The sequence below is a fragment of the Methylobacterium carpenticola genome (assembly GCF_042748905.1).
Lineage (GTDB): Bacteria > Pseudomonadota > Alphaproteobacteria > Rhizobiales > Beijerinckiaceae > Methylobacterium > Methylobacterium carpenticola.
In genome coordinates this window covers 6,385,793-6,412,581 of sequence record NZ_JBHZEO010000001.1, presented here as the reverse complement: position 1 = coordinate 6,412,581, position 26,789 = coordinate 6,385,793, and the positions used below count along the sequence as shown (strand labels likewise).

23 protein-coding genes are annotated in these 26,789 nt (G+C 70.8%); 15 read left to right on the top strand and 8 right to left on the bottom strand.

Features of this window, described 5'->3' with window-relative positions:
- Nucleotide 1: 1 nt before the first annotated feature.
- The 4 genes from ACE101_RS29675 to ACE101_RS29660 form a co-directional block, all read right to left on the bottom strand.
- Complete coding sequence (locus ACE101_RS29675) at nucleotides 2-2,077, bottom strand: chemotaxis protein CheA (RefSeq protein WP_379137621.1); 2,076 nt, start codon at nucleotides 2,075-2,077, stop codon at nucleotides 2-4.
- Nucleotides 2,078-2,287: 210 nt separating this feature from the next.
- Entirely contained in the window at nucleotides 2,288-3,532 is a 1,245-nt protein-coding gene (locus tag ACE101_RS29670) for an HD domain-containing phosphohydrolase (RefSeq protein ID WP_379137619.1), read from the bottom strand.
- Nucleotides 3,533-3,732: 200 nt separating this feature from the next.
- A complete protein-coding gene (locus ACE101_RS29665) occupies nucleotides 3,733-4,098 on the bottom strand; it encodes a response regulator (protein ID WP_379137617.1) in 366 nt (121 codons plus the stop codon).
- A gap of 13 nt (nucleotides 4,099-4,111) precedes the next feature.
- The gene (locus tag ACE101_RS29660) at nucleotides 4,112-4,405 is read right to left on the bottom strand and encodes an STAS domain-containing protein (protein ID WP_379137614.1); all 294 of its coding nucleotides are present in this window, start codon (nucleotides 4,403-4,405) and stop codon (nucleotides 4,112-4,114) included.
- A 397-nt stretch (nucleotides 4,406-4,802) separates the two neighbouring features.
- Between ACE101_RS29660 and ACE101_RS29655 the strand changes: the two genes are divergently transcribed.
- Nucleotides 4,803-5,894 (top strand): methyl-accepting chemotaxis protein, encoded by a 1,092-nt coding sequence (locus ACE101_RS29655; RefSeq protein WP_379137611.1) that lies wholly within the window; start codon nucleotides 4,803-4,805, stop codon nucleotides 5,892-5,894.
- Between the two features lie 84 nt (nucleotides 5,895-5,978).
- On the opposite strand, the gene ACE101_RS29650 is transcribed toward ACE101_RS29655, so the two are convergent.
- From ACE101_RS29650 to ACE101_RS29640, 3 genes are read right to left on the bottom strand one after another with little or no spacing between them, the layout of a single operon-like run.
- Nucleotides 5,979-7,052, bottom strand: a complete 1,074-nt coding sequence (locus ACE101_RS29650; protein WP_379137609.1) for an ABC transporter substrate-binding protein — start codon at nucleotides 7,050-7,052, stop codon at nucleotides 5,979-5,981.
- Entirely contained in the window at nucleotides 7,049-8,431 is a 1,383-nt protein-coding gene (locus ACE101_RS29645; protein WP_379137606.1) for a sensor histidine kinase, read from the bottom strand. The genes ACE101_RS29650 and ACE101_RS29645 overlap by 4 nt, the downstream gene beginning before the upstream one ends.
- Nucleotides 8,428-9,105 (bottom strand): response regulator transcription factor, encoded by a 678-nt coding sequence (locus ACE101_RS29640; protein WP_379137604.1) that lies wholly within the window; start codon nucleotides 9,103-9,105, stop codon nucleotides 8,428-8,430. The genes ACE101_RS29645 and ACE101_RS29640 overlap by 4 nt, the downstream gene beginning before the upstream one ends.
- Before the next feature lie 135 nt (nucleotides 9,106-9,240).
- Between ACE101_RS29640 and ACE101_RS29635 the strand changes: the two genes are divergently transcribed.
- From ACE101_RS29635 to ACE101_RS29585, 11 genes are all read left to right on the top strand, one after another.
- Nucleotides 9,241-10,011, top strand: coding sequence for an ABC transporter ATP-binding protein (locus tag ACE101_RS29635; RefSeq protein WP_379137601.1), 771 nt, complete (start codon nucleotides 9,241-9,243; stop codon nucleotides 10,009-10,011).
- Between the two features lie 26 nt (nucleotides 10,012-10,037).
- Nucleotides 10,038-10,916 (top strand): ABC transporter permease, encoded by an 879-nt coding sequence (locus ACE101_RS29630; protein WP_379137599.1) that lies wholly within the window; start codon nucleotides 10,038-10,040, stop codon nucleotides 10,914-10,916.
- A gap of 59 nt (nucleotides 10,917-10,975) precedes the next feature.
- Nucleotides 10,976-11,992, top strand: a complete 1,017-nt coding sequence (locus ACE101_RS29625) for an ABC transporter substrate-binding protein (RefSeq protein WP_379137595.1) — start codon at nucleotides 10,976-10,978, stop codon at nucleotides 11,990-11,992.
- 290 nt (nucleotides 11,993-12,282) lie between these two features.
- Complete coding sequence (gene pabB, locus ACE101_RS29620; protein ID WP_379137592.1) at nucleotides 12,283-13,677, top strand: aminodeoxychorismate synthase component I; 1,395 nt, start codon at nucleotides 12,283-12,285, stop codon at nucleotides 13,675-13,677.
- A gap of 104 nt (nucleotides 13,678-13,781) precedes the next feature.
- On the top strand, nucleotides 13,782-14,387 hold the full coding sequence (locus tag ACE101_RS29615; protein ID WP_379137590.1) for an anthranilate synthase component II: 606 nt from the start codon (nucleotides 13,782-13,784) through the stop codon (nucleotides 14,385-14,387).
- Entirely contained in the window at nucleotides 14,374-15,195 is an 822-nt protein-coding gene (locus tag ACE101_RS29610; protein WP_379137588.1) for an aminotransferase class IV, read from the top strand. The genes ACE101_RS29615 and ACE101_RS29610 overlap by 14 nt, the downstream gene beginning before the upstream one ends.
- Before the next feature lie 264 nt (nucleotides 15,196-15,459).
- Complete coding sequence (locus ACE101_RS29605; RefSeq protein WP_379137585.1) at nucleotides 15,460-17,316, top strand: S8 family peptidase; 1,857 nt, start codon at nucleotides 15,460-15,462, stop codon at nucleotides 17,314-17,316.
- A 137-nt stretch (nucleotides 17,317-17,453) separates the two neighbouring features.
- A complete protein-coding gene (locus ACE101_RS29600) occupies nucleotides 17,454-17,720 on the top strand; it encodes a hypothetical protein (protein WP_379137582.1) in 267 nt (88 codons plus the stop codon).
- 120 nt (nucleotides 17,721-17,840) lie between these two features.
- On the top strand, nucleotides 17,841-19,232 hold the full coding sequence (locus ACE101_RS29595; RefSeq protein WP_379139032.1) for an MFS transporter: 1,392 nt from the start codon (nucleotides 17,841-17,843) through the stop codon (nucleotides 19,230-19,232).
- A gap of 148 nt (nucleotides 19,233-19,380) precedes the next feature.
- Nucleotides 19,381-20,388 (top strand): ketopantoate reductase family protein, encoded by a 1,008-nt coding sequence (locus ACE101_RS29590; protein ID WP_379137580.1) that lies wholly within the window; start codon nucleotides 19,381-19,383, stop codon nucleotides 20,386-20,388.
- A 149-nt stretch (nucleotides 20,389-20,537) separates the two neighbouring features.
- Nucleotides 20,538-22,070, top strand: a complete 1,533-nt coding sequence (locus ACE101_RS29585) for an acyl--CoA ligase (protein WP_379137577.1) — start codon at nucleotides 20,538-20,540, stop codon at nucleotides 22,068-22,070.
- Between the two features lie 231 nt (nucleotides 22,071-22,301).
- Here ACE101_RS29585 and ACE101_RS29580 read toward each other — a convergent pair whose 3' ends face one another.
- Entirely contained in the window at nucleotides 22,302-22,808 is a 507-nt protein-coding gene (locus ACE101_RS29580) for a MarR family winged helix-turn-helix transcriptional regulator (protein ID WP_379137574.1), read from the bottom strand.
- A gap of 157 nt (nucleotides 22,809-22,965) precedes the next feature.
- On the opposite strand from ACE101_RS29580, the gene ACE101_RS29575 reads away from it, so the two are divergent.
- From ACE101_RS29575 to ACE101_RS29565, 3 genes are all read left to right on the top strand, one after another.
- A complete protein-coding gene (locus ACE101_RS29575; RefSeq protein ID WP_379137572.1) occupies nucleotides 22,966-24,348 on the top strand; it encodes an MATE family efflux transporter in 1,383 nt (460 codons plus the stop codon).
- A gap of 4 nt (nucleotides 24,349-24,352) precedes the next feature.
- Nucleotides 24,353-24,823 carry a MaoC family dehydratase gene (locus ACE101_RS29570; RefSeq protein ID WP_379137569.1) on the top strand — a complete coding sequence of 157 codons (471 nt, stop codon included), beginning with the start codon at nucleotides 24,353-24,355 and terminating at the stop codon, nucleotides 24,821-24,823.
- Between the two features lie 147 nt (nucleotides 24,824-24,970).
- Nucleotides 24,971-26,788, top strand: a complete 1,818-nt coding sequence (locus tag ACE101_RS29565; protein WP_379137566.1) for a DUF294 nucleotidyltransferase-like domain-containing protein — start codon at nucleotides 24,971-24,973, stop codon at nucleotides 26,786-26,788.
- Nucleotide 26,789: the final 1 nt, after the last annotated feature.

The window sequence follows — 26,789 nt, the reverse complement described above, 5'->3', positions numbered from 1 at the left end:
ATCAGGCGGCCTCCGGAAGGGCGGTGCCGGTCTTCGCTTGGCCCGCCGCGATGAGCTGGGGAATGTCGAGGATCAGCGCCGCGCTGCCGTCCCCGAGGATCGTCGCCCCCGAGAACATCGTCACGTCCGCGTGCAGCTTGGACAGCGACTTGATCACCGTCTGGTGGCTGCCGATGATCTGGTCGGCGACGAAGCCGACCCGGTCCCCGTTCATCGCGGTGATGATCACCTTCTGGTGCGGGTCCGGCGTGCCGGTGCTGGCGAACAGCTCGCGCAGCCGCAGGTAGGGCACCATCTCGCCGCGGATGTTGAGGACGCTGCGCCCCTGCAGAGCGGCGTCCGCGGGCGGCAGCTCGACGCATTCCTCCACCGCCGAGAGCGGGATGACGTAGCGGCTCTCCCCGACGCGGATCAGCAATCCCTCGATGATCGCCAGCGTGAGCGGCAGGCGCAGTGTCATCGCGGTGCCCGCGCCCGGAATCGTGGCGACGTCGATCGTGCCGCGCATGGCCTCGATCGTCTTCTTGACCACGTCCATGCCGACGCCGCGCCCCGACAGGGCGGAGATCTCGCGCGCCGTGGAGAAGCCCGGCGCGAACAGGAACTGGTGGATCTCGGCCTCGCTCAGGACGGCGCCGGGCGCCACCAGCCCGACCTCCTCGGCCTTGGCACGGATGCGCGCCGTGTCGAGGCCGCCGCCGTCGTCGCGCACGGTCACCAAAACCTGCGCCCCGACATGCTCGGCGGTGAGGGCGATGCGGCCCGTCGCGGGCTTGCCGGCCGCCGCCCGGCGCTCGGGCGACTCGATGCCGTGGTCGATGGCGTTGCGGATGAGGTGGACGAGCGGATCGGCCAGCCGCTCGATCATGGTCTTGTCGAGTTCGGTCTCCTCGCCCTCGGTCACGAACTCGACCGGCTTGCCGAGGTCGCGCGAGAGGTCGTGGACGAGGCGGCGGAACCGGCTGAACAGCGAGGCGATCGGCACCATGCGGATGCCCATGGTGGTGTCGCGCAGGGCCGCGGCGAGGCGCTCGATCTCCTCGGAGATGGCGGTGATCGCCCCGTCGGCGCGCTGCGAGGCGAGCTGGCTCAGGCGGGCCTGCGCGATCACGAGTTCGCCGACCCGGTCCATGAGCGCGTCGAGGCGCTCGGCCTGGACGCGCACGGTGGAGCCGGTCTTCTCCTCGGCCCGGCGGGCGGGGGCGGGCCGCTCGGGCGCCGGGCGGGCGGGCGCCTCGGGCTGAGGGCCGGCGGCGCGAGGGGCGGGAGCTTGAGGCGCGGGGGCTTGAGGAAGCGGAGCCTGGGCCGCGGCGGCCTGCGGGGCAGAGGCAGGGGCGAGGAGGGGCGCCGGCTCAGCGGCGGGAGCCGCCGCCTCGCCCAGCGGCGTCAGGCCGAGGGTCATCTCGTCGGCGACGAAGAGGAACACGTCCTCGATCGCCTCGCGGGAGACCGTTCCGGGCAGCTGGAGATCCCAGCCGAGGGCCAGCCGCTCGGGGTCGATGGCGTCGAGTTCCGGCACCGCGTCGAGCCGGGGCACGAGGGCGGTGGCGCCGAGGTCGCGCAGATCGTCGAGGAGCGCGAGCGGGTTGGTGCCGTTGCGCAGGATGTCGGGATCGAAGGCGAGGGCGACGCGCCAGCCCTGCGGCACCGCCGCCGGGGCGGCCGGCGCCGGCTCGGCCCCGGCGCTCTCCGCCGGACGGCCGCCGGGCAGGACGAGGCGGCGGAGTTCCTCCAGGATGGCGGTGCCGATGATCGGATCGGTGCCGGCCGGATCCTCGATGAGGGTGCGGATGTAGTCCTTGGCCGAGAGCGAGATGTTGACGAGATCCCGGGAGGCCGGAACCGTGCCCTGCCGGACGAGGTCGAAGGCGGTCTCGAAATCGTGGGTGAACTCGGCGACGTGGTCGAAGCCGAACATCGCACCCGAGCCCTTGATGGTGTGGAGGGCGCGGAAGGCCGTGTCGATGAGCGCCCGATCGTCCGGGCGGTCGCCGAGATCGAGAAGGGTCGCTTCGAGGCGGTCGAGGAGTTCGGCGGCTTCCGTGCGGAAGACCTCGGCGGGGTCGAGACTGGTCATGGCGTCACCGGCTGGAGGAGCGGCGGCAGGCGGGCTTCGGAGATTGCACCGCCGGTCTGGGTGCGCGCAGAGGAACGGCGATGTCCGGGGCCGTCTCCGTGACCGGATCCTTCTCCGAAGCCACCGCTTCTTTGCGAGTGTATTATTAGACCGGCAATTTATAACGTGACGTAAAGCCAGCCGACTTCGCCGAAGGTTCGTCTGATTTGGTTAACCTAACTTCTGGGAAGCAGCGCGTGGGGATTGAAGCGCTGCCTGAGGCTCGGGCGCCGATCCCGTCCGGGCGACCCGGCCGCTGCGCGGATCGTGGAAGCGGGGCGGTGCGGCCTGCTGCGTCTCGACGCGCACGCCGTGCTGGCGCTCCGCGACCGCCGCGGCGAGGCCGGAATGGCGCAGCCCGATGGGGACGGGGCTGGGCAGCGGCGAATCCTCGTTGTGCTCCCGCGCCTCGAGGATGCGGGGCCTGGCGGCGAGGAAGGCGTCGACGCAGGTCGGATCCAGGTGGCGGCCCCGCTCCCGCTCGACATAGGCGAAGGCCTCGTCGACCGACATCGCCTCCTTGTAGGGCCGGGCGGAGGTCAGCGCATCGAAGACGTCGGCGACCGCGACGATGCGCGCGGCGAGGGGGATCATTGGGCCGGAGAGGCCGTTCGGATAGCCGGTGCCGTCCCAGCGCTCGTGATGCGCCCCGGCGATCTCGGCCGCGAGTTGGATCAGGTCGGAGCTGCTGCCGCCGAGGATGTGCTCGCCGATCACCGAATGGTTCTTGATCACTGCGAACTCGTCCGGATCGAGCCGGCCGGGCTTGAGCAGGATCGCATCCGGGATCGCCACCTTGCCGACGTCGTGCAGCGGCGCGGCGAGGTAGATCGACCGGCAGACCGCGGGAGAGAGGCCGATCGTCTCGGCGATGATCTGGCTGTAGCGGGCGACGCGCAGCGTATGGCCGCCGGTGTCGTGGTCCCGGTACTCCACCGCGAGCGAGAGACGCATGATCATCTCCTCCTCGCGGGCCAGCAGGACCTGCGTGGCGGCATCGACCGCGCGGGCGAGCCAGGAGGCGCGGTCGTTCAGCGTGCGCAGCGCGGTGGACAGGTTGATGATGTTGCGCAGCCGCGCGCGCATCTCGGAGGGATGCGCCGTCTTGGTGACGAAATCCGTGGCCCCGGCCGCGAGCGCTTTCAGGCGGACCCGCTCGCTCGCCGAGGTGGTGATCATCACGATCGGCGTCTGCTCGTAGGCGGCGAGCGCCCGCAGGTTCCGCGTCAGCGCGACGCCGTTCATGCCCGGCATCTCGTAGTCGACGAGCAGCAGGTCGAAGACCTCGCGGCGTGCGGCCGCGAGCGCCTCCCGCGGATCGGTGTAGCAGCAGCAGGTGAGCGTGCTGGTGGCCTCCAACAGAGCCCGCAATCGTTCGAGGCTCGATCGGCTGTCATCGACCAGGAGGGCCTTCATGGGCGCGCTCCGGGGACCCGGGTGGTCCCGCAAGAAGGGGTGAGGGGATCATCGGCGGAAGGTTCGTCCGGAGCCGCCGCCCGCACGGGATCGGCCGAAGCCGCGCCGCCGCACGGGCGCGGGAACGCGCATTCCCCGTCCGTGATCCTGCTCGGGCGAGAGGCCGCGCCGGTCCGCGGCCGGGTTCGGGCGGGCCGGCCTCAGCGCCGGACGAGCTTGGTCACCACGCTGACCAGCTGCTCGGGCTTGAAGGGCTTGGTGATCCACCCGGTCGCCCCGGCCGCCTTGGCCTTCTGCTTGACGCCCTCGTTCGATTCCGTGCTGAGGAAGACGATGGGCAGGCCCGTGAGGGCGGGCATCTCGCGCATCGACCGGATCATCTCGATGCCGTCCATCACCGGCATGTTGAGATCGGTGATGACGAGATCGATCGAGGCGCCGGTGATCTTGCGAAGCCCCTCCGCCCCGTCGCCCGCCTCGACGACGGAATGCCCCACCGGCTCGAGCGCCACGCGGATCATCTGGCGGATACTCGGGGAATCATCGACCGTGAGAATGGTGGCCATGGCGCGGGCTGCCTCAGAAGTTGAAGGGATCGGCGTGAGGGCCGTCGAGCGGCAGGCCCGCGCGCGCGAAGGTCGCGGCGACCTCGGCGGACGGGTTGACGAGACGGATCTGCTTGCCCGTCCGGCGCGCCGTCTGCGCCGCCGAGATCACGAGCTGCACGAGCGCGATGTCGCACAGGACGACCCCCGTGCCGTCGATCTCAACGTGCCGGGCCGCAGCAAGAGACTTCGTCATCTCGTCGTGGACGGATCGAATGGCTCTCACCCGGCAATCGTCCGGCAGCGTCAGTGTCGTCTTATCTGCCATCTTCTTCGTCCATGCCTCAGCGTTAGCTTGTGCGGCTATAGCTCACGCGTGTAAAAGGAAAGACATCTGTCAGGTAAAAATTCGCTTAAGAATTATGTGCGGGTGTCATTATCCACATATCCGCCGTTGGCGAATTGCCTACGCGGACCGGATTAGCTCGATACGGTTATGCAGGACCGGCGGGCCCGAGCGGGATCTGCGGCATCCGCAGCAAAGCGGCGGGCCCATAACGGTTCGTTCAACTTGCGCCGATATCGAACATCTGGCGTGCACGCTGGACTCTCTCTCGGCGGATCGGTTGTCGCCGCAGGCGGGGCGGACGCCCCTCGGGCGAACGAGGCGGAAGACAGGGAGCACCCCTCCGGAAAGGGGGCCCGGCTGGAAGGAATGACCGACGATGCTCATGCAGGTCCCGGAACGCGCTCCCGCGCCCGACGCCGCGGTTCTCGACCCGGAGGTCGCCGACCTGATGCGCCGCTGGGTCGGCCTCTCGACCCTGCAGCGCAGGACCCTCGCCGCCCTGATCGGTGAGATCGAGGGGACCTCCGCTCACGCCGAGCATCATGTCCAGGACCTCTCCGCGCGGTTCCAGCGCATCGCCGCCACGACCCATCAGCAGGCCTCGATCGTGGAAGGGCTCGTGCAGTCGATCCAGACGGTGACGCTCGACGGGCGCAGCGTCGCCCTGTCGGAGGTCTCCTCCGGGTTCGAGGCGACCTTCGCGTCCCTGGTCGACAAGGTCTCCACCCTGTCGTCCCGCGGCGGCGCGATGCTGGGCTCGCTCAACGCCGTCCTCGACAATCTCGCCCATGTCGAGACGAGCGTCGGGGAAATCGACAAGATCAATCGCCAGACGAACCTGCTCGCCCTGAACGCCAAGATCGAGGCGGCTCGGGCGGGCGATGCCGGACGCGCCTTCGGGGTGGTGGCGAACGAGGTGCGCGACCTCGCCAAGGCGGTGAACACGCTCTCCAGCGTGATCAAGGAGCAGATCGGCACCATCGCGGGCGGCCTGCGCAGCAGCCACGCCATGCTGCGCGAGATCGCGGCGATCGACGTCTCCGACGAGAGCGTCACGGCCACGGCGCAGGTGCGGACCGTGATGCGGACCCTGGTCGAGCAGAGCGGGCGCTTCGCCGAGGTGCTGCAGGAGACCGCCCGCACCACGAATGCCATCACCTCCGACGTCTCGGCGGCGGTGGTCGGCATGCAGTTCCACGACCTCACCCGCCAGCGGCTGGAGAACGTCGCCCGCTGCCTCGCCGCCCTCGCCGGCTCCCTGGAGGGGCTGGAGCGCGAAACGGCGGAAGCCGGTCCGGACCATGCGGGTGCGGCGATCGACGAGGCCTGGGTCGAGCGGATGATCGGATCCGTCACCCTGCACGAGATCCGCACGCGGCTGGCGAGCCAGATTCTCGGCCGGGTGCCGGACGGGCAGGTGGCCGGAGCCGGCGTCGTCGACGAGGATACGGGGATGGAGCTGTTCTAGGGCGGCGTCCGATCGCAGGGCCATCGGTGGCCGCTCCCGGTCTTTGATCGAACACGCCGCCTTTCGCCGCTTCGGCGCGATCCGTCAGGGCGCGGGGCCGATCGACTGGCGCCACTCGGCGAGGAAGCGGGCGCGTCTGGCGCGGTCCTGCACGGCGAGCAGGATCGGTCCGAGGGGGATCGGCCGGAAAGCCCCGGCGGCGGCCAGGCTCGGCGGGCCCTCGGCCCCGGCCGGGAGGGGACCGTTCAGGTCGAAGTAGAAGGCCTGCTCCCGGCTCACCCGCTGCCCGCGCTCGGACAGGAGATAGTCGAGGAAGGCGAAGCCCTCCGCGGCGAAGCCGGCGGTGTTCGGGATGAGGGCCGCGCGGCTCAGCACCAGCGCGTAGTCGCGCGGGACGATGAGGCCGAGCTTGGCTCCCCGCCGCATCGCCGCGTAGACGTAGGAGCCGAGCAGGTTGTAGCCGATCGCGATCCGGCCGGCTTCGAGATCCCCGATCAGGACGCTCGTGCAGCACCGCACCCGCAGCCGCGCCCGCCCGAAGGCCTCGACCAGCCGGCCGTAGGTCATGGCGCTGCGCGCGTCGAAGGCCGCGAGCAGGTAGCCGATGCCCGAGGCCGTGACGTCGTAGGAGCCGACGCGGCCGGCGTAGCGGTCCGCCTTCTCGCGCAGCAGGTCGATCAGCGCGGCGCGGCTATGCGGTCGGTCCTCGGGCGGCACCAGGTCCGGCCGATAGGCGATCACCGCGGGTTCCGTCGTGAAGCCGAACACCTCGTCGCGCCACGCGGCATGGGACGGCAGCCGCGCGGTCTCGGCGGAACGGTAGGCGCGGGCGCAGCCGTCATTGGCGAGCTGCACGAGATGATCCACCGACGAGGTGATCAGGAGATCGGCGGAAAAGCCCGCGCCGCGCCCGGCCGCGCAGGCGGAGGCGGCCTGCGCGTAGAGATCCGCGGTGTCGTACTCGACGTAGACGATCGTCACGTCCGGGGAGAGGGTCTGGTAGTCGCGGATCAGCGGCGCCATCGCGGACGTGTCCGCCGCCGCGCTGATCGTCAGCTCCACCCGCTGCCATTCGGGCGCCGGGAAGCGCGTCGTCTCCATGGCGGCGGCGGATCCGGCCGCGAGGAGAAGCGCGCCGAGGAGCAGCCGGCGGATCATGCCGCCTCCGCGGCGGGGAAGGAGAGCACGACGGCGAAGCCCTCGTGCGAGCGCGTCTCGAAGCGCATCTCGCCCCGATGGGCCGCCGCGACCTCCGCCGCGATGGCGAGGCCGAGGCCGGAGCCGATGGCGCCGCCGGTGGCGGCCTGGAACGGCTCGCGCACCCGCTTCCACTCCGCCGCCGGGATGCCGGCGCCGTCATCCACCACCTCGACGACGATCCGGCCGGGCTCGCGCCGCGCCCGCACCGTCAGCCGGCCCGGCGCCCCGTGCTTGATGGCGTTGTGGATGAGGTTCGCCAGCGCCTCGCGCAGGGCGATCGGATCGCCGTGGATCGGCAGCGGCTCCTCCGGCCCCTCGTAGCCGATATCGAGCACGCGCTCGCCGGCGAGCGGGATCGCGTCGATGAGCGTGCGGCGGGCGATGGCGCCGATATCCACCGGCGCGAGCGCCACGGCGCGGGCCCGGTGGATGACCATGGCGTGGTTGAGAAGCTGGTTGGTGAGGCGGCCGAGTTCGGCGCTGCGCTCCTGGACCCGCGCCACCAGCGCGCGCTGCCGCACCGCGTCGGCCTCCGAGGACAGGAGGTCGATCTGGGCCGAGAGGGCGGCGAGCGGCGTGCGGATCTGGTGGGCCGCGTCGGCGATGAAGCGGCGCATGATCGCCATGTGCCCCGACAGCCGGCCCATGAAGTGGTTGATCGAGGTCACGAGGAGATGGATCTCCCGCGGCACCGCGACGTCGAGGGGATCGAGGTCGTTGGGGCCGCGCCCCGCCAGCACGCCCTCGATGGCGGCGAGCGGGCGCAGGGCCGCGCGCACCGCCACGGTCACGGCCGCGAGGGCGAGGACCGTCATGGTGAGGACGAGCAGGCTCGCCTGCGCGGTGAGGTCTCCGGCGAGGGCGCTGCGGGCCTCCCGGGTCTGGGCGAGGACCACCGCCGCCCAGCCGGGCTTCGGCCCGTCCGGCACGTAGCGGCCGGTGACCACGACCCGGACGGGCTCGCCGCGATGCGCGGCGTCGAGGAGGAGCGGCCCCTCGGCCAGCCGGCTCCGGTCCACCGGCACCGCAAGGTCGGCGCTTCCGGTCAGCAGGGCGTCGGCGGGATCGACCACCTTGTAGAAGATGCGGTCCCGGGGCGCGAGACCGAGCGTCTCGAAAGCGGAGAAGGGGGGATCGACGGTGATCTCGCGCCCGTCGCTGGCGATGGTCTCGGCGATCTGCAGCGCGGCGCCGACGAGGAGCCGGTCGTAGGCCTGGTCGGCGGCGAGCCGGGCCGAGGTCCAGGCGGTGGCGAGGAGCAGGCCCGCCCCGGCCGCCAGCACGAGGCCGAGCACGGTGACGAGGCGCAGGAAGAGGGAGGGGGTCCGGAGGATCACGGCTCGGGACACACGACCTGATAGCCGAGGCCGCGCAGGGTGCGGATCTCCGGCCGGGCGCCGGCCTGGGCGAGCTTGCGGCGCAGGCGGGCGACGATCTGCTCGACGGCGTTCTCGCTCGACTCGTCGTCGAAGGACGAGACGCGGTCGAGGAGTTCCGCCTTGCCGAAGATCCGCCCGGGCCGCGCCGCCAGGATCTCGATCAGCGTCCATTCGCGGCGGGTGAGGTCGAGGGGCTGGCCCCCCACGCTCGCGCTGCGCGCCGCCCGGTCGAGGACGAGGTTGCCGCAGGCGATGGCGTTGTCGGCATGCCCGGAATGGCGCCGCAGCAGCGCCCGCACCCGCGCCTCCAACTCGCGGAAGTCGAAGGGCTTCACGAGGTAGTCGTCGGCGCCGAGATCGAGGGCGCCGACGCGGTCGTCCACCTGCGAGCGCGCGGTCAGCACCAGCACGGGCGTGCGCCCCTGCCGGGCGCGCAGCCGCTTCAGGATGGTGAAGCCGTCGAGCCCCGGCAGGTTCACGTCGAGGATGACGAGGTCGTAGGTCTGGACGGCGAGCACCCCGTCGCCGGTCTCCCCGTCGCGCTCCCAGTCGACGGCGTGGCCGAGCGCCCGCAGGCGCGCCGCGATGGCCTCGCCCACGTCCTGCGTATCCTCCACGAGCAGGATCCGCATCGGACCGCGCGCTCCCTTCCCCGACGCCTGGTGTGCCCGCACCTGTTTTGTCAGGTTGGTAACAGGTTCGCAGCCTACAGCACGCGTCAAGGCCCGGCCAAGCGGGCACGCCATATCGCCTAGGGAGGCAACCTGATGAACGCACGCCCGAACTTCGTGCCGGAGCCGCTGCTCACGGTCCAGGGTGTCACGCTCCAGTACAAGACCGCGGATCATCTCGTCACCGCGACCTACCGCGTCGATTTCGAGGTGCTGCCCGGCGACCGTTACATCCTGCTCGGGCCCTCGGGCTGCGGAAAGTCCACGCTCCTCAAGGCCATCGGCGGCTACCTGACCCCGGTCGAGGGCGAGATCCGGCTCAAGGGCCGCAAGGTCACCGAGCCCGGTCCCGACCGCATGATGGTGTTCCAGGAGTTCGACCAGCTCCTGCCCTGGAAGACGGTCAAGCAGAACGTCGCCTTCGCGCTCACCGCGAGCGGCCGCGCCTCCGGGGCGGAGGCCACGGACCGGGCGATGGCCTATATCGAGAAGGTCGGGCTGGCGAAATTCGCCGATTCCTACCCGCACATGCTGTCGGGCGGCATGAAGCAGCGCGTGGCGATCGCCCGCGGCATGGCGATGGAGCCCGACATCCTGCTGATGGACGAGCCCTTCGCGGCCCTCGACGCGCTCACCCGCCGCAAGATGCAGGACGAGCTGCTGCGCCTGTGGGAGGACACCCGCTTCACGGTGCTGTTCGTCACCCATTCCATCGAGGAGGCGATCAAGGTCGGCACCCGCATCCTGCTGCTCTCCCCCCATCCGGGGCAGGTAAAGGCGGAGCTGAACAGCCTCGCCCCCGACGCGCTCGGCACCGACGCGCAGGGCGCCCTCGAAGCGCGCATCAACGACATGCTGTTCGCCTGACAACCAGAAATTCCGGGAGAGACGCCATGCACACCGCCGCTACCCTCGGCCTCGACCAGAGGCCCGAGATCGTCCGCGAGACCTCGACCTCCGGCGCCGTCACGGTCGAGCAGCGCCTGTCGCTGCCCGAACTCCTCTACCGTCAGGGCTGGCTGCGCAAATGTGCCGTGCTCGCCGTCCTCGCGGTCATGTGGGAGGCCTACGGGCGCTGGCTCGACAACCCGCTCCTGTTCCCGACCTTCTCGGCCACGATCGAGGCGTTCGGGGCCGCCATCCTGAGCGGCGAGATCCCGGCCAAGGCCCTGATCTCGCTCCAGACCCTGGCCATCGGCTACGGCATCGGCATCGCGCTCGCCGCGATTCTCACCACCATCGCCATCGGCTCGCGCATCGGCACCGACCTGCTCGAGACGCTCACCGCCATGTTCAACCCGCTCCCGGCCATCGCGCTGCTGCCGCTGGCGCTGATCTGGTTCGGCCTCGGCACGGGCAGCGTGGTCTTCGTGCTCGTCCACTCGGTGCTGTGGGCCATCGCCCTCAACACCCATGCGGGCTTCCGCTCGGTGTCGAACACCCTGCGGATGGTCGGGCTGAACTACGGCCTGCGCAACCTGCGGCTGGTGCAGGCGGTGCTGATCCCGGCGGCCTTCCCGTCGATCCTCACCGGCCTCAAGGTGGGCTGGGCCTTCGCGTGGCGTACCCTGATCGCGGCGGAGCTGGTCTTCGGCGTCTCCTCGGGCTCGGGCGGCCTCGGCTGGTACATCTTCGAGAACCGCAACGCGCTCGAGACCACCAACGTCTTCGCCGGCCTGTTCACGGTGATCCTGATCGGCCTCTTCGTCGAGAACGTGATCTTCGCCAACATCGAGAAGCGCACCATCCGCCGCTGGGGCATGCAGCACTGACCGGCGGTTCTCCGTCCTCTCCCACAACCTCATCACGACGATTCACGGGGAAACGACCGATGTTCGGACAGGGTTGGCTCACCCGCGTGGCGGGGGCCGCGCTCGCTCTCGGCCTTGCCACCATGCCGCTGCGGGCGGAGGTCTCGGAGGTCCGCGTCTCGAAGGGCTACGGCATCCTCTACCTGCCGCTCTTCGTCATGCAGGAGAAGAAGTTCCTGGAGGCGCAGGCGGCCAAGGCCGGCCTCGGGGACGTGAAGGTGACGTGGCTCACCCTCGACGGCGGCAACGTCATCAACGACGCGATGATCGCCGGGAGCCTCGACATCGCCGGGACCGGCGCGCCGGGCTTCCTCGCGCTCTGGTCCAAGGGCCGCGGCAGCGCCAAGACCGAGGTGATCGGCATCTCGGGCATGTCCGCCACGGCGCTCGACCTCAACGTCAACAAGCCCGGGATCAAGTCCCTCGCCGATTTCACCCCCAAGGACAAGATCGCCATCCCCGGCATCAAGACCTCGCTCGCCGCGGTGGTGTTGCAGATGGCGGTGGCCAAGCAGTTCGGGCCGGAGAACTACAACAAGCTCGATGCGAGCACGGTCGGGCTGCCGCATCCGGAGGCGGTGGCGGCGCTCCTCTCGGGCAAGACCGAGATCGTCGCCCATTTCGCCTCGCCGCCCTTCACCCAGGTGGAGCGCGCCGACCCGAAGGTGCGCACGATCCTGAAGGCCTCGGAGGTGTTCGGGCCGATCACCCTCGACGTGGTCTTCGCGCTCAAGCGCTTCACGGAGGCCAACCCGAAGATGACGCAGGCCTTCCTCGACGCGCTCGATCAATCGACCCGGTTCATCCAGGAGAACAAGGCCGAGACGGCCGAGATCTTCGCCCGCGCCTCGAAGGTGAAGGTGACCCCCGAGGAGGTGCGGCCGATGCTGGACGATCCGGACAGCCGGTTCTCGGCGACGCCGACCGGGATCATGGAATTCGCGACCTTCATGCACCGGGCCGGGATCATCAAGACGAAGCCGGCCGTGTGGACGGACCTGTTCATCCCGGCCTTGCGCGAGCGGGCCGGGAGCTGACGGTGCGTTCAGGGCGTGTTCCGCGGGGCGCCGGTCTCCGGATCGGGAGCGCGGAACACCTCTCCCGTGCGGGCTTGCCGGCTCACGCATCGCAGCGTGCGCATCGCCTCTCCCCGCAGGCGGGGAGAGGAGGTCCCCGCGCCTCATCCGGCCATGGGTGCATGGCGCAGCCCGCGCGGGAGAGGGGATCCCGCGCTCGCGTCGAGCGCCGTCATCGGCGGCGGGCCGGCCCGCATCCCCGACCTTCCGCCGCCTTCCCCCCGCCACCCGCCCTCGGCTATCAGAGCGCGATGTGGACCCGGCCCATCCCGTATCGCGATCCGATCGCCGCAGCCGCGCGCCTGCAGGGCCGGCCCGGACTGGCCTTCCTCGACAGCGCCATGCGCCACCCGGATCTCGGGCGCTACTCCTACCTCGCGGCCGATCCCTTCCTGAGCATCCGGATCCGGGACGGACGGACCGTCTGCGACGGCGAGCCCCGCGAGGGGGCGCCCCTCGCCGTCCTGCGGGATCTCCTGGCTCCCTATCGCACCGCGCCGCTTCCCGGATTGCCGCCGTTCCAGGGCGGGGCGATCGGCTACTTCGCGTATGATTTCGGACAGGCGCTGGAGCGCGTGACGGTGCCGCCGCGCCGCGCCGGCCTCTGCGACGACGTCGCGCTCAGCCTCTACGGGACGGTGATCGCCTGGGATCACCGGGCGGAGACCTGCCACCTCATCGCCTCGGGTTTCCCGGAGACCGAGCCCGCCGCCCGCGCGCGGCACGCCCTCGCCGGCCTCGATGCCTGGGAGGCGCGGCTCGCCGGCCCCGAGCCCGCCGACCCGGCACGGGACGTGCCGCCGCTCGCGTGGCGCTCGAATTTCACGGCGGAATCCTACGCGGCGGCGGTGGAGCGGGTGCGCGATTACATCCGCGCCGGCGACATCTACCAAGCCAATATCGCGCAGCGCTTCACCGCCGCCCTGCCACCGGACTTCGATCCCTTCGCCTTCTACCGCCGGCTGCGGGCGCGCAACGCCGCGACCTTCGCGGCCTATCTCGATTGCGGAGACCTCAAGGTGGCGTCGAGTTCGCCCGAGCGCTTCCTGCGCCTCGACGGCCGGCGGATCGAGACGCGGCCGATCAAGGGCACCGCCCCGCGCTCCCCCGATCCGGCCGAGGACCGGGCGCGCGCCGAGGCGCTGCTGGCCAGCGACAAGGAGCGGGCGGAGAACGTCATGATCGTCGATCTCCTGCGCAACGACCTGTCGCGGATCAGCACGCCGCACAGCGTCACCGTGCCGGTGCTCTGCGGCCTGGAGAGCTATGCCAGCGTCCACCACCTCGTCTCGGTGGTCAGCGGCCGCCTGCGCGACGGCGCCGACGCCCTCGACCTGATCGCCGCCACCTTCCCGGGCGGCTCGATCACCGGGGCGCCGAAGCTGCGCGCCATGGACATCATCACGGAGATCGAGGGCGATGCCCGCGAGCTGTTCTGCGGCAGCATCGGCTGGATCGGTTTCGACGGCAGCCTCGACACCAACATCGCGATCCGCACGGTGTTCATGGACGCGGATCAGGCCGTGCTGCAGGCGGGCGGCGGCATCACGCTGCTCTCCGACCCGGTCGCCGAATACGAGGAGACCCTGACCAAGGCGGAGCGCGTCTTCGCCGCGTTCCCGGCGGCAGCCGGAGACCCCACATAGGTCTTAGGCAGGAGGGCCGCGGCACGATCCTCGCACCAAGGCCGTGCGGGGTCTCCGCGTCCGGCATCACAGGCCGCGGGGCCCCGCGGCGCAAGGCATCCCGGATGATCCTCGTCATCGACAACTACGATTCCTTCGTCTTCAACGTGGTGCGCTACTTCGAGGAGCTCGGCGCCCCGGTCGAGGTGGCGCGCAACGACACCCTCGACGTGCGGGGCATCCGGGCGCGGGCGCCCGAGGCGGTGGTGATCTCGCCGGGGCCGTGCAGCCCGGCGGAGGCCGGCGTCTCCCTCGATGCCGTCCGCTCCCTGTCCGGCGAGCTGCCGCTCCTCGGCGTTTGCCTCGGGCATCAATGCATCGGGGCGGCCTTCGGCGGGCGCGTCGCGCGGGCGGGGCGGCCCCTGCACGGGCAAGCCTCGCCCATCGACCACGACGGCACCGGCCTGTTCCGGGGCCTGCCCTCGCCGATGCGGGTCGGGCGCTACCACTCGCTCATCGTGGCGCCCCAGCCCGCCATGGAGCGGGTCCTGCGCGTCGATGCCGTCTCGGCGGAGGGCGAGGTGATGGCCCTGTCCCACCGCCACCACCCGACCTGGGGCATCCAGTTCCACCCGGAATCGGTGCTGACCGAGAACGGGCACGCGCTCTTCGCGAATTTCCTCGCGCTCGCCCGGTCCTGGCGGGAGGCTCCGGCCCATGCCGTGGCTTGACGGGCGGCGCGTCGAGGGATCGGTCGCGCCCTTCGACCTCGCCGATCGCGGCCTGCTCCTGGGCGACGGCGTCTTCGACACCGCCCTCGTCCTGAACGGCCGGGTGGTGTTCGAGGCGGCGCACGTCGCCCGGCTGGTCGGCGCGGCGGCCGCCCTCGGCTTCCCGCTCGACCCGGGCGCCGTCACCACGGCCATGCGGGCGATGGCGGAGGGGCAGGCGCGGGCGGCCCTGCGCACCACGGCCACGCGCGGCAGCGGCCCGCGCGGCCTGCGCCCGCCCGCCCAGCCCCGCCCGACGCTGCTCGCGACCGCGGCCCCGCTGAACCCGGGGCCAGCCTTCGCGCCCCTCGCGCTGCACCTCACGGCGATCCGCCGCAACGACACCTCGCCGGCCTCCCGCCACAAGACCCTCGGCTATCTCGACGCCGTCCTCGCCGCCGAGGAGGCGGCCCGCGCCGGCTGCGACGAGGCGCTGTTCCTCAACACAAGCGGGCGGGTGGCCTGCGCGGGCACCGGCAACCTCTTCGCGGTGATCGACGGCGGGCTCGTCACCCCGCCGCTCGCGGACGGGGTGCTCGCCGGCATCGTCCGGGCCTGGATCCTGGCCCAGGCGTCCGGCCTCGGGCTCGCCGTCGCCGAGCGCTCCCTCGATCCGGGCGAACTCATGCACGCCGAGGCCCTCGTCCTCACCAACTCGCTGCGCCTGATCGCGCCGGTCCGGGCCCTGGGCGAGCGCTCGTTCGAGAGCGCGGAACACCCCGTGGTCGGCCGCCTCGTCGGGGCTTTGCGGGCAGTGATCGAGAAGTAGACCGACGGCGATTGCGCTGCGTCCGGCCCCGCAGCGCGGGGAGATCTTTCTCGCCCTCGATCAATATATTAAATCTATGCATCAGAATTACCTACTTTACATGATATTAAGGGTATTTGTGGCAAGTATATAATAATATCTGAGCATTTGAAGCGGGAATATTGACTACTTTATTGATATATCTATCTTCAAAGGAAATCTTGACAGCTTGGACTATCCCGCTGCATTTTGGGGCGACTCGGTCAAATATTTGAGATGAGCGTCATGTCGCAGGGTCCCGAGATTTCGATCGAGAGTGGAGAGCTGTTACCAACAAATATCGACGCAGATATGGATTTCCGGTTGCAGCGCCTGCTCGCGCTGCGTCAGCGTGGCGTCATTCTGCAGGTTCCCGCCTCCGTCGATTTCGATGAGGTGCCGGTCATCGCCAAGGTCACCGATCCGGATGCTTGGCGGCGTGCGAGCGAGGTTCGGGCCAGCACTCAGATCGGACCCGTGGATCAGGCCGATGGTACGGCGATCGTCACCGGTCGAATCCCGGCAACGCGGATCGAAGTGGTGCGCCGCTTCGACTACGTGCGGAGCTTGAAGGCGGCGCAGCCGTTGAGGCCTGCGCTGGCCGATGGGATCGCGGAGACAGAGGCGAATCCCGCCTCGCTGCCGACGGACCGGATCGGTGAGGGCGGGCAGGGCGTCGTCATCGGCATCATCGATTACGGCTGCGACTTTGCTCACCGGAATTTCCTCAACGATGATGGCACCACGCGTCTGCTCGCGATCTGGCAGCAGAACGGCGTCATCGATGCGCAGGGGCGCGTGAAGTACGGGCGCGAATTCGACGCGGCGGCCATCAATCGCGCCTTGGGCGCTGCGGACCCTTACGCTGATCTCGGGTATGGTCCGCTGCCGGATACAGCTCGGGAGAAAGGGACTCACGGCACCCACGTGATGGATATCGCCGCGGGAAATGGCCGCGGATCGGGTGTCGCCGGCTTCGCTCCCCAGGCCGATCTGGTCTTCGTGGACGTGTCCCACAAGGATTTGCCGATCTCCGGCCCGGATCTGGTGGGGTCCTTCTTCGGCGACTCCACGTTGCTGCTCGAAGCTGTCGAGTACATCTTCGGGAAAGCGGGTGCGCGTCCCTGCGTGATCAATATCAGTCTGGGCACCAACGGCGGCCCGCATGACGGAACGAGTCTTGTCGAGGAGGGCATCGACCGTCTGCTGCGCGCCGCCCCGAATCGCGCGGTGACCATCGCGGTGGCCAACGCCTATGCCGACGGCATCCATGCGACGGGCCGCCTGACGCAGGACGGCGCTCTCGATCTGCTCTGGCGGGTTCCGGCTGGACGCCAAGCGGTCCGGGAACTCGAAATCTGGTACGCCGCGGACGACCGCTTCTCCGTGGAGGTGATCGCCCCATCCGGAAAAAGTCTCGGAACGTTGATGCCGGGGCAGAACGGTGCCGATGCCGATGAGCATGGCGAGATCTTCGCTGCGAACCGGCTTGCTGAGCCCAACAACGGTGACAACATGATCGGCGTCGTGCTCGGCGGCCGTGTCGAGGCGGGCGACTGGACGGTTCGGCTGAGAGGCAGGGTCGTCAGATCCGGCGCGTTCCACGCATGGATCGAGCGGGACGATGCCTCGCAATCATCCTTCCGGTCGCCGGTCGATCCGAGCGTCACGATCGGCTCGATCTCCTGCGGGCATCTGACCCTGGCCGTGGGATCCTACGATGCGCACGATCCGCTCTGTCCGTTGTCATGGTTCTCAAGCGCCGGGCCGACCCGCGACGGCCGGGAGAAGCCGGAGATTTCCGCACCCGGGCATGGCGTACTCGCGGCCCGATCGCAAACCGGAACGGGGGTGATCGCCAAGAGCGGAAGCAGCATGGCCGCACCGGCCGTGGCGGGAATCGTCGCTCTGCTTCTGAGCGAAGCGCGGGCGCGTGGTCTCGATCTGTCGGCCGATGAGATCCGGGCGATCATGATCGCGGCGGTGCGTCACCAGCCGCCGCAGGCGGCAGGCTGGCACGATCGCTACGGCTTCGGCCGGGCCCATGCGCGACGGGCCATCGAGGAGGTGATCCGGCGCGCGCCGCCGATCGCCACCGTCTGATCCCACCCGCGGCATCCTGGCCGCAGGCTGGAGAATTCTTTGGGTATCTCCTATACATGACGGCTGGAGTGCTTCGGCCCGGAACGTTCCATGTAGGATAAGCGTTGGCTCCGACGTCGCTCAGAAAGTCCTGCCCCATGGCCTTCACGATCACGCGAGCGCCGTTCTCGAAAGTGCGAGGAAGTGCGGCTCTGGAAGAATCGGCAGAGCAACCGGACGTGCTTTTGGAAGCGATCGTGAAGGTGCTTGAGCCGGGCTACGTCCCTCCAACCGTCAAGCTTCGGACGCGTATCGATGACCTGATGCTGACGGCGGAGACCGAGGCGGGAAGTCTGCCGGAGCTGGATAAAGATCCGAAGGTTGTGTCGGTTTCCGTATCGCGGCCGATGCGGCTGATTCGCTAGGGAACAGCGCGGCAAGCTTGAGGTTTAGCCTCTCGCATCAGCGGGAGGCCGGCCGTGGCAGCAGGAATCGCGACGACGAGGCCCGCCGGCGAGGCGGTCCGCACGGACATCCCCGCCCGCATGGACCGGCTGCCCTGGAGCCGCTTCCACCTGCTCCTCGTCGTGGCGCTCGGCATCACCTGGGTGCTCGACGGGCTCGAAGTCACCATCGTCGGCGCGATCGGTCCGATGTTGCAGGACCAGCGGGCGCTCGGCCTCACCGTGCAGGAGATCGGGCTCGCCGCCTCGTTCTACGTGGTCGGGGCGGTGGTGGGCGCCCTCGGCTTCGGCTGGGTCACCGACCGCTACGGCCGCCGCGTCGTCTTCTACACGACCTTGATGATCTACGTCGCGGGCGTGATCGCGAGCGCGCTCGCCTGGAATTTCTGGAGCTTCGCCCTCTTCCGGCTGGTCACCGGGCTCGGCATCGGCGGCGAATACGCGGCCATCAACTCGGCCATCGACGAACTCATCCCCGCCAAGTACCGGGGCCGGGTCGACCTCATCGTCAACGGCAGCTTCTGGGTCGGGGCGGCGGCCGGGGCGGCAGGATCGCTCCTGCTGCTCGACCCCGCGCTGGTCCCGCCCGAACTCGGCTGGCGCCTCGGCTTCGGAATCGGCGGGGTGCTCGGCCTGTTCATCCTGTTCCTGCGCCGCCACGTGCCCGAGAGCCCGCGCTGGCTCGTGGTGCACGGCCGGCAGGAGGAGGCGGAGCGCACGGTCGCCACGATCGAGCGGAGGATCGAGGCCGAGCGGGGCGAGCCCCTGCCGAAGGCGGAGGGCTTCCTCGAAGTCCATCCGCGGCCGAGTTTCGGCTTCGGTGAGATCTTCGGCTCCATGCTCGGGCCGCACCGCTCCCGCAGCCTGCTCGCCCTGGTGCTGATGTCGGCGCAGGCCTTCCTGTTCAATGCGGTCTTCTTCACCTACGGGCTGGTGCTGGCGAAGTTCTACGGCATCCCCGAGACGGGGGTGGGCCTCTACCTCGTGCCGCTCGCCATCGGCAACTTCCTCGGGCCGCTGCTGCTCGGGCATTTCTTCGACACGATCGGCCGGCGGCGGATGATCACCGGCACCTTCGCGGTGAGCGGCGTGATGCTGGGGGTGACGGCCCTGCTGTTCGGCCTCGACCTCTTCACCGCCTGGACCCAGACCTTCGCCTGGATCGCGATCTTCTTCGTCGCCTCGGCGGCGGCGAGTTCGGCCTATCTCACGGCGAGCGAGATCTTCCCCCTGGAGACGCGGGCGCTCGCCATCGCGGTCTTCTACGCCCTCGGCACCGCGGCGGGCGGGGTGGTCGCGCCCTGGCTGTTCACCCGGCTGATCGAGTCCGGCCTGCACGGGGCGCTCGCCGCGGGCTATGCGGGCGCCGCCCTGCTGCTCCTCGTCGCCGCCGTGACCGAGTGGCGCCTCGGCGTCGATGCGGAGGGCAAGTCCCTCGAGAGCATCGCCGACCCGCTGTCCAAGGCGCGCTGAGGGAAGGCGCGCTGAGGGAAGGCACGCTCGCGGGCCGCCGGCCGCACACAGGCATAATGTACACCTGCCGGGGGCTTGTGGAACCGCGCCGAATGCGGTGACTGTCCTGACCAGAGAGTGCGCGCAGGCGCCCGAGGGAGGCAGGACCATGAGCATCGCGATCGTCGGGGCTGGGGCCATCGGCGGCTATCTGGGCGTCCGGCTCGCCGCGGCGGGCGAGGCCGTGACCTTCATCGCCCGGGGCGCCAATCTCGAGGCCATCCGGCGGAACGGCATGCGCCTGATCGAGGAGGACGGGCACGAGGTCCATGTCCGCGACCTGCGGGCCACCGCCTCGATGCAGGAGGCGGGCGTCCACGACGTGGTGCTGCTCACCCTCAAGGCGCATCAGGTCGGCCCGATCGCGCAGGATCTCAAGCACCTGATCGGTCCGCAGACCGTCGTCGTGACGATGCAGAACGGCATCCCGTGGTGGTACTTCCACAAGCACGGCGGTGACTATGCGGGCACGCAGCTCGAGACGGCCGATCCGGGCGGCCTGATCGCCGCGGCGATCGACCCCGAGCAGGTGATCGGCAGCGTGGTCTATCCGGCCGCGATCCTCACCGAGCCCGGCGTGGTGCAGGTGGTCGAGGGCTCGCGCTTCGGCCTCGGCGAACTCTCCGGCGAGATGTCCGCGCGCGTCCAGGGCCTCGCCCAGCTCCTGATCAAGGCCGGCTTCAAGGCGCCGGTCACCACCGACATCCGGGCCGAGATCTGGCTGAAGCTGTGGGGCAACCTGAGCTTCAACCCGATCAGCGCGCTCACTCACGCGACCCTGGTCGACATCTGCCAGTTCCCGGAGACGCGGGCGCTCGCCGCCGAGATGATGCGGGAGGCCGAGAGCATCGCCAACACGCTCGGCATCACCTTCCGGCTCGGCATCGACCGGCGCATCGCCGGGGCCGAGAAGGTCGGCGCCCACAAGACCTCGATGTTGCAGGATGTCGAGGCGGGCCGGCCGATCGAGCTCGAAGCGCTGGTCGGCTCGGTGATCGAACTCGGGCGGCTCACCAAGACGCCGACCCCGCATATCGACGCGGTCTATGCCTGCATGCGGCTGCTCGCCCGCACGCTGGAACAGCAGAAGGGCCGGCTGCAGGTTCAGCCGCTCTGATACCGGATCCGCGTGATCCCTTCGGGATGGCGGATTTGGACTTCGCTCACGCGCCGCGCGGGCTTCATCATCCGGCATCCGCATCGATCAAGCGGATGCCGGATGATCCATCATCTTCCCCACTCATGACGCGACGAGGAGAGGCCGGGATGGCCGAGGAAACGGGCCGCACGATCGAGGCCCTGATGCGGGCGGGCGCGGAGGCCGCGACGGCGCTCGACGCGCCCGGGGGGCGGCCGCTGAGCTTCGGGGCCCTGCGGGCCCTGATGCGGCGCACGGTCGAGGACCTCAACGCCCACGGCGTCGGGCGCGGCGACCGGGTGGCGATCGTGCTCGACAACGGCCCGGCCATGGCGGCGGCCTTCATCGCCATCGCCGCGGGCGCCACCTCGGCCCCCCTCAATCCCGCCTACCGGGCGGAGGAGTTCGAGTTCTACCTCACCGACCTCCGGGCCCGCGTGCTGGTGGCGGCGGAGGGCAGCGAGTCGCCCGCGGTCGCGGTGGCCGAGAAGCTCGGCGTGCCGGTGGTGCGCCTGCGCGAGACGCCCGAGGCGGGCGCGGGCTCCTTCACGCTGGCCTTCCCTCATCCGGCCGCGCCGGCCGCGACGGGCGGGCCCGCCGAGGCCGACGACGTGGCGCTGGTGCTCCACACCTCGGGCACCACCTCGCGGCCGAAGATCGTGCCGCTGAGCCAGGCCAATGTCTGCGCCTCGGCCCGCAACATCCGCACCGCGCTCGCCTTCACGCCCGGGGATCGCGGCCTCAGCATCATGCCGCTGTTCCACATCCACGGGCTGATCGCGGGCATCCTGGCGCCGCTCTCGGCGGGCGGCTCCGTCTCCTGCACGCCGGGCTTCAACGCGCTGAAGTTCTTCGCCTGGATGGATGAGGTCGGCCCCACCTGGTACACGGCCGTGCCGACCATGCATCAGGCCATCCTCGGCCGCGCCGGGCGCAACCGCGAGATCATCGCGCGCCATCCCCTGCGCTTCCTGCGCTCGTCCTCGTCCTCGATGCCGCCGCAGGTGCTGCGCGAGCTGGAGGCGGTGTTCGGGGCGCCCCTGATCGAGGCCTACGGCATGACCGAGGCCGCCCACCAGATGGCCTCGAACCCGCTGCCGCCGCGCGCCCGCAAGGCCGGCTCGGTCGGGATCCCCGCCGGTCCCGACATCCAGGTCGTGGACGCGGCCGGCAACCCGCTGCCCGCGGGCGAGACCGGCGAGATCGTGATCCGCGGCGACAACGTCATGGCGGGCTACGAGAACAACCCGAAGGCCAATGCCGAGGCCTTCACCCCGCAGGGCTATTTCCGCACCGGCGACCAGGGCGTGATGGATGCGGAGGGCTACCTCACCATCACGGGCCGCCTGAAGGAGATCATCAACCGGGGCGGGGAGAAGATCTCGCCGCGCGAGGTGGACGAGATCCTGATGGATCATCCGGCGGTGGCCCAGTGCGTGACCTTCGCGGTGCCGCACGACAAGCTCGGCGAGGAGGTGGGCGCCGCGGTGGTGCTGCGCGAGGGCCAGCACGTGGACGACAAGGAGCTGCGCGCCTTCGTGGCCGCCCGCGCCGCCGCCTTCAAGGTGCCGAGCCGGATCATGGTCCTCGACGAGATCCCGAAGGGCGCCACCGGCAAATTGCAGCGCATCGGGCTGGCGGCGAAGCTCGGGCTGGCGTGAGGGCCGCCGACGGTCGGCCACTCTGGCGCGGGATCTCCTCTCACACCCGGGAGAGGAGATCCCGCGCCCGGATCTGAACTCACGAGCCCGATCCACCAGGATGATCGCCAAGGCCGGTGTGGCTTTCATTCTTCAGGGTCGATGAGCCGGTGCGCATCTCACCATGAGGCGCGGCGGCGCCCTCCAGGCTCATCCAGCCCACGAACCTCCCCCGCACCGACTTAAGGATCGTCACCCGTCCTCCGTCGTCGTGCGGGGTTCCGTGCCGTGGGGATGCGAGCCTCCGGCCCCCGTGAAGGCCGAGACGAAAGCCGGCGAGGCGATCTCGTCCAGGAGATCCCGCAGCTGCGCGGCCTTCTCGGTCCCGAAGGCGGCCTCGAAACGCGCTTGAGCCTCCCGCCATAACCGCGCCGCCGCGCGGAGCCGCTCCCGACCGGGTTCCGTCAGCACCACGCGCCGGCTGCGCCGGTCCTTCGGATCGATCTGCAACGCCACCAGACCGTCCCGGGTCAGCGGCTTCAGCGTGTGGCCGAGGGCGGAGAGGTCCATCACCATCGCCTCGGCGAGTTCGCCCATGGTCGGCGCGCCGAGCTGGCGCAGCTGTGCCAGCAGGCCGAACTGCGTCGCCCGCAGGCCCGAGGGCGCGATGGCGTCGTCGTAGAGCTGGCTCAGCCGCCGCGTCGCCCGCCGCAGGCCCGCGTTGCTGCACGGGCCGGGCTCCCGTCTCTCCTCGCTCATCGCCGCCTCATCCTCGCGTGCCCCGCGCCGGCCGCATGGCCGTCCCCGCATCCGCCTCTTGACGAATACTGGCATATGCCACCAATTTCGTCGCCGGGCCATCCGCAAGGGTGCCGGATCCGCCCGGCTCCCGTCGAGGCCCGATCGCGAGGTCCCCATGGACGACCGCACGCGCCGCCTGCTGCGGGGCCCGATCGGCCCGACGCTCCTGCGCCTCGCCGTGCCGAACGTGCTCGTCATGCTGGTCCAGGCCGGCGTCGGGCTGATCGAGACCGCCTTCGTGGCGGGCCTCGGCACCGATGCGCTGGCGGGCATGGCGCTGGTCTTCCCCCTGGTGATGACCGTGCAGATGATCTCGGCCGGCGCGGTGGGCGGCGGCATCCTCTCGGCGGTGGCGCGGACGCTCGGCGCCGGCCGCCGCGAGACCGCCGAGGCGGTGGCGTGGCACGCGGTGGCGATCGCCTTCGCCCTCGGCCTCCTCACCACGCTGCTCGCCCTCGCTTTCGGGCCCGCCCTCTACCGGACCATGGGCGCCGAGGGTGCCACCCTCGCGGCGGCGAGCGCCTATGGCGGCGCGGTCTTCGCGGGGGCGGTGCTGATCTGGCTGTTCAACGCGCTCGCGGCGATCATCCGCGGCACCGGCAACATGGCGCTGCCGGCGGTGGTGACCTGCGCGGGGGCGGTCGTGCTGGTGCCCCTCTCGCCCGTGCTGATCTTCGGCCTCGGCCCGCTGCCGGGGCTCGGCATCATCGGGGGCGGGGTGGCCGTGCTCGCCTATTACGCGGCCGGCGCGGCGGTCTTCGCCGCCTATCTGCGCGCGGGCCGCGGCGTGCTGCGGCTCGGCCACCCGCCGGCCCTGGCCTGGGGGCCGGCCCGGGAGATCCTGCGGGTCGGCGCCGCCTCGTCGCTCGTGAGCCTCACCACCAACGTCACCATCGCGACCGCGACCGGTCTCGTCGCCCGCTTCGGGCCCTCGGCGGTGGCGGGCTACGGCACGGGCGCGCGCCTCGAATACCTGCTCGTGCCCCTGGTCTTCGGCCTCGGCGCGCCGATCTCCGCCATGGTCGGCACCAGCATCGGCGCGGGCGACCGGGCGCGGGCCCTGCGCGTCGCCTGGATCGGGGCCGCCATCGCGGTCGGACTCACCGAGGCGATCGGGATCGCCGCGGCCTTGTGGCCCGACCTGTTCCTGCGCGCCTTCGCGACCGACCCGGCCATGCTCGCGATTGGCACCCGCTACCTGCGCGAGGTCGGCCCGTTCTACGGCTTCGCGGGCCTCGGCCTCGCCCTCTACTTCGCCGCGCAGGGGGCCGGCCGCGTCGCGTGGCCCCTCGTCGCCGGAATCACGCGCCTGACCCTCGCGGTCGGCGGCGGCTGGCTCGCCCTGCGGGCGGGGGCGGGGCTCGACGGCATCTTCCTCGCGCAGGCGCTGGGCCTCGTGGCGCTCGGTCTGATCAATGCCGGATCGGTGGCCGCGGGCGTCTGGTTCCGCGACCGCCCGCTTCCCGCCTCACCCCTCACGGTCCGCTCGGGAGCCTGACCTCATGACACCGCCGCTCTATCTCGAAGACCTCGTTCCCGGGCAGATCCACCGCTCGGGCGAGTTGACCGTCACGGCGGAGGCGATCAAGCGCTTCGCGGCCGAGTACGATCCGCAGCCCTTCCACCTCGACGAGGGGCGGGCCGAGGCCTCGTTCTTCCGGGGGCTCGCGGCCAGCGGCTGGCACACCGCCGCCCTGACCATGCGCCTCCTGGTCGAGGACGGGCTGCCGCTCGCGGGCGGCATCATCGGGGCGGGCATGGACGAGCTGCGCTGGCCGCGCCCCCTGCGCCCCGGCGATACGATCCGCCTGGAGAGCGAGGTGCTGGAGGTGCGTCCCTCCCGCTCGCGGCCGATGCAGGGGCTCGCGAAAGTGCGGACCACCACGCTCAACCAGGACGGCGAGCCGGTTCAGGTGCTGGTGGCGAACCTCGTGGTGCTGCGGCGCGAGCCGGGCGAGAGGCGGGACACCTAACCTTTCCGGCTCCGCCCGCGCGGGCTAAGCATCATTCGCCGCACTGGTCACCGGCTCGGCGGCGACGATGATGCGGAAGCAGGGAGCCGAAGCGGACTTGCCCCATGCAGGTCTGCCGAGGCTCCCGGTCCCTGCGGGGGGCGGCCCATGCAGAGCTTCGACGTCCTCAACCCGCCCTTCGACCGGCTCACCGCCGCGCAGGCGGACGACCTGCGCCGCCACGTCGATATCGGCTATTTCCCACCCGACGCGGTGATCGTGGCGCAGGGCAAGGCCGCGGATCTCCTGCACGTGGTCATCAAGGGGGCCGTGGAGGCGCGCACGGACGGCGCGCTCCTCGCCGTGCTGCGCGGCGGCGACACCTTCGACGCCCGCGCGGTGGTGCACGGGGCCGCGGGCGAGAACTTCGTCGCCGCCGAGGAGACCCTCTGCTTCCTGATCCCGCGCGAGGTGGTGGTGCGCCTCGTGCAGGCCAACAGCGCCTTCGCGGCCTTCTTCTACGCGGAGATCTCGCGCAAGCTCGACGAGCTCGCCGCGTGGCAGCGGGGCGAGGGCATGGAATCGGTGCTGCGCCTGCGCATCCGCGACGTGCGCCACGCGCCGGCCGTGTTCCTTCCCGGCTCCGCCACCGCCGAGGAGGCCGCCCACCGGATGCTCGCGGCGGATGTCGACGCGGTCTTCGTGGAGGAGGGCGCCCGCACCGGGCTGCTCACCGGCCACAAGGTGACGCGCGCCACGGTGATCGAGCGCCGGCCCTTCGAGACGCCGGTGCGGGACCTCGCGAAATTCGACGTCACCGCCGTCGAGGCCGACCAGCTCCTGCTCGACGCGCTCCTCGTCATGACGCGGCACGGCAACCGCCGCATCGCCGTGCGCCGGGACGGCGCCTATGTGGGCTGGCTGCGCGACATCGACCTCCTCGGCGCCTTCGCGGGCAACGCCCAGCTGGTCCCCGGCCGCATCGACCGGGCCGCCGGCCTCGCCGACCTGCGCGAGCCCGCCCGCGACATCCAGGAACAGGCCCGGCAGCTGCACCGCCAGGGCGTGCGGGTCGATGCGGTGGCGCAGGTCGTCTCCGACCTCAACCGGCGCCTCTACGCCAAGCTGTTCGAGATCCTGGCCCCGGCCTCGATCCGCGAGGCCGGCTGCCTGTACCTGATGGGGTCGGAGGGGCGCGGCGAGCAGACCTACCGCACCGACCAGGATAACGGCCTGATCCTCGCCCGCCCTGTGCCGCCGGAGGATCTCGCCACCTTCCGCCGCGCCTTCTCCGCAGCGCTCGGCGATCTCGGCTACCCGCCCTGTCCGGGCGCGATCATGGTGGAGAACCCGCTCTGGTCGCAGGACGTGGATCACGTCATCGATCAGGTGCGGCTCTGGGCGATCGCCGGGGACCCGGACGCGGCGATGAACCTCTCGATCTTCGCCGATGCCACGCCCGTCGCGGGCGATCCCGCCCCCTTGCGGCGGGCGAGGGCCTTCCTCGCCGACGTGGTGCGGGGCGAGACGCGCCTCCTCGCCCAGATCGCCAACCTGATCAACATCGCGGGCGACGGGACGAATGGCGGCCTGTTCGACACGGTCTTCTCGCGGGTCGGCCTGCGCCGGCACGACCTCGACCTCAAGCGCGCGGGCCTGTTCCCGCTCGTGCACGGGGTGCGGGTGCTCGCCGTCGAGGCGGGCCTCGACCAGACCGGCACCACCGCGCGCATCCGCGCGCTCGCCGAACGCGGCCTCCTCGACGAGGGCTTCGGGGCCGATCTCGCGAGCGCGCTGCGCACCTTCATGGCGGTGCGCCTCGACCGCCAGCTGGTCGCGGCCGAGCGGGGCCAGGATCTCGGCCCGGTGATCCTCGACTTCGACGCCATGCCGACCCTGGAGCGGGATCTCCTGCGCGACGCCCTGCGGATCGTGCGCCGCTTCCGCGAGGTGATCCACCTGCGCTACTCCCTCGGGCAGTTCTGAG

Coding starts and splice junctions, on each gene's coding strand:
- ACE101_RS29675 (WP_379137621.1), bottom strand. CDS start 2,077: ATGACCAGTCTCGACCCCGCCGAGGTCTTCCGCACGGAAGCCGCCGAA.
- ACE101_RS29670 (WP_379137619.1), bottom strand. CDS start 3,532: ATGAAGGCCCTCCTGGTCGATGACAGCCGATCGAGCCTCGAACGATTG.
- ACE101_RS29665 (WP_379137617.1), bottom strand. CDS start 4,098: ATGGCCACCATTCTCACGGTCGATGATTCCCCGAGTATCCGCCAGATG.
- ACE101_RS29660 (WP_379137614.1), bottom strand. CDS start 4,405: ATGGCAGATAAGACGACACTGACGCTGCCGGACGATTGCCGGGTGAGA.
- ACE101_RS29655 (WP_379137611.1), top strand. CDS start 4,803: ATGCTCATGCAGGTCCCGGAACGCGCTCCCGCGCCCGACGCCGCGGTT.
- ACE101_RS29650 (WP_379137609.1), bottom strand. CDS start 7,052: ATGATCCGCCGGCTGCTCCTCGGCGCGCTTCTCCTCGCGGCCGGATCC.
- ACE101_RS29640 (WP_379137604.1), bottom strand. CDS start 9,105: ATGCGGATCCTGCTCGTGGAGGATACGCAGGACGTGGGCGAGGCCATC.
- ACE101_RS29635 (WP_379137601.1), top strand. CDS start 9,241: ATGAACGCACGCCCGAACTTCGTGCCGGAGCCGCTGCTCACGGTCCAG.
- ACE101_RS29630 (WP_379137599.1), top strand. CDS start 10,038: ATGCACACCGCCGCTACCCTCGGCCTCGACCAGAGGCCCGAGATCGTC.
- ACE101_RS29625 (WP_379137595.1), top strand. CDS start 10,976: ATGTTCGGACAGGGTTGGCTCACCCGCGTGGCGGGGGCCGCGCTCGCT.
- pabB (WP_379137592.1), top strand. CDS start 12,283: ATGTGGACCCGGCCCATCCCGTATCGCGATCCGATCGCCGCAGCCGCG.
- ACE101_RS29615 (WP_379137590.1), top strand. CDS start 13,782: ATGATCCTCGTCATCGACAACTACGATTCCTTCGTCTTCAACGTGGTG.
- ACE101_RS29610 (WP_379137588.1), top strand. CDS start 14,374: ATGCCGTGGCTTGACGGGCGGCGCGTCGAGGGATCGGTCGCGCCCTTC.
- ACE101_RS29605 (WP_379137585.1), top strand. CDS start 15,460: ATGTCGCAGGGTCCCGAGATTTCGATCGAGAGTGGAGAGCTGTTACCA.
- ACE101_RS29600 (WP_379137582.1), top strand. CDS start 17,454: ATGGCCTTCACGATCACGCGAGCGCCGTTCTCGAAAGTGCGAGGAAGT.
- ACE101_RS29595 (WP_379139032.1), top strand. CDS start 17,841: ATGGACCGGCTGCCCTGGAGCCGCTTCCACCTGCTCCTCGTCGTGGCG.
- ACE101_RS29590 (WP_379137580.1), top strand. CDS start 19,381: ATGAGCATCGCGATCGTCGGGGCTGGGGCCATCGGCGGCTATCTGGGC.
- ACE101_RS29585 (WP_379137577.1), top strand. CDS start 20,538: ATGGCCGAGGAAACGGGCCGCACGATCGAGGCCCTGATGCGGGCGGGC.
- ACE101_RS29580 (WP_379137574.1), bottom strand. CDS start 22,808: ATGAGCGAGGAGAGACGGGAGCCCGGCCCGTGCAGCAACGCGGGCCTG.
- ACE101_RS29575 (WP_379137572.1), top strand. CDS start 22,966: ATGGACGACCGCACGCGCCGCCTGCTGCGGGGCCCGATCGGCCCGACG.
- ACE101_RS29570 (WP_379137569.1), top strand. CDS start 24,353: ATGACACCGCCGCTCTATCTCGAAGACCTCGTTCCCGGGCAGATCCAC.
- ACE101_RS29565 (WP_379137566.1), top strand. CDS start 24,971: ATGCAGAGCTTCGACGTCCTCAACCCGCCCTTCGACCGGCTCACCGCC.